Genomic DNA, 1,440 nt, shown 5'->3' with positions numbered 1-1,440 from the left:
ATCACGCAGGCCAAGAGCCGGGGCCGCAGAATTCGCCATAGCCAATTCTCTCAAACCACGAACCATAAACTAATTAACGACACGCGACACTAGCGCCGACTGGACCGGTTACCGGGGATCTGCCATCAGGAATGAGGACTCCAGTTGTGCAGAGTCAATTCGGTAGTCCAGTGCCCGCCAAGGCCGACTCGCCACGACGCTGGACGACAAGTGTTGGTATATTTCTCCTGCACTGCATTTTGGTTGCAGGTGCGTATCTCTGGGGGGAGACCAGTTTTTCCTTGCCAGGCTGTGATGGAAGGACTTGTCCGCATGAGTTTTTACGACTCGACCGGGATGGTCGCCACAGGGTCTGCGACTGCAGACGATCTGTTGTCCAACAGATGTGCGACGTCTGTCAGGCCTCAACCCATTAATTGGTTGTCCCGCTACGCTTCTGCGCTCTTTGTGACCGATATCATGGTCATCGTGACGGCCGTGGCCATCGGTCAAGTAGTTCGGTTCGGTCCCGACTCTTTTCTTCAGCCAGTCGGTCGTCTCAACACACCGTCAATTGTCGTGATGGCAGTGGTCGCGTCCGTTTGGGTTGTCGCCAATGCTGCTGGCCAGTGTTACGATCAGCGAGTTTTGGGCGTCGGGAACGTCGAATACGCGCGTGTGATACGCGCCGCATTCGTTGCGATGGGATTGATCGCGATCCTGGACGTCATGATCAACGGATGGACGGCCCGTGGGTTTCTCGCGGTCAGTTTTGTCGTGGGCGTCCCCGCTCTGGTCGTGTCTCGGTGGATGTGGCGGCAATATCTCGTAGCGACCCGCAAGCAGCGGCGGAACCTTCGGCGCGTGCTTGTGCTGGGCGACCTCAATTCATCGACACCACTGGTAGAGCGGATGAACGAGCGGCCTGAACTCGGATACGAGGTGATAGGTTTATGCGTTCCCGATACGAATAGTGTGATGTACCTGCGCGGTGATTCTCGTATCGCCGACGTCGGCGGCATAGAAGTGCCGATACTCGGGGCAGCCGAAGATGTGAAAGACATCGTTACCCTGTCAGGCGCGACGGTAGTCGCGATCACATCTGCCGATGTGATCGGCCACGATGCGATTCGTCGCATCTCCTGGGAACTAGAAGCCCTTGATGTAGAGATGCTGGTTGCCCCTGCTGTCGTCGATGTGGCCGGGCCGCGCATCGCTATGCGCCCGGAGGCCGGGTTTCCGCTCTTGCACATCGACAGCCCGAGATACCGCGGCGCTAACAAGTTTCTCAAGATGGCATTTGACCGCACGCTTGCGTCGCTCCTGATACTCGCTGCCGCGCCTGTGCTGGTAGGCTGCGCACTCGGAGATATTGTCAAGACCTGTGGATGAGCGGTTTTCAGGCGGCCTCCTGGGTGCCTGAGGTGGCGTCGGGTTCGACGAGTTTGCCTTTCTCGAAGG

At 57.9% G+C, this 1,440-nt stretch carries 1 protein-coding gene; it reads left to right on the top strand.

Annotated features, from left to right (window positions below):
- Positions 1–312: 312 nt before the first annotated feature.
- On the top strand, positions 313–1,371 hold the full coding sequence (locus tag ACWDTD_RS20525; RefSeq protein WP_449748955.1) for a nucleoside-diphosphate sugar epimerase/dehydratase: 1,059 nt from the start codon (positions 313–315) through the stop codon (positions 1,369–1,371).
- Positions 1,372–1,440: the final 69 nt, after the last annotated feature.

It is taken from the genome of Gordonia sp. NPDC003425, assembly GCF_053588635.1.
Note: the sequence above shows the minus strand (reverse complement) of the source record. Positions and strands in the feature narration are given on the sequence as shown.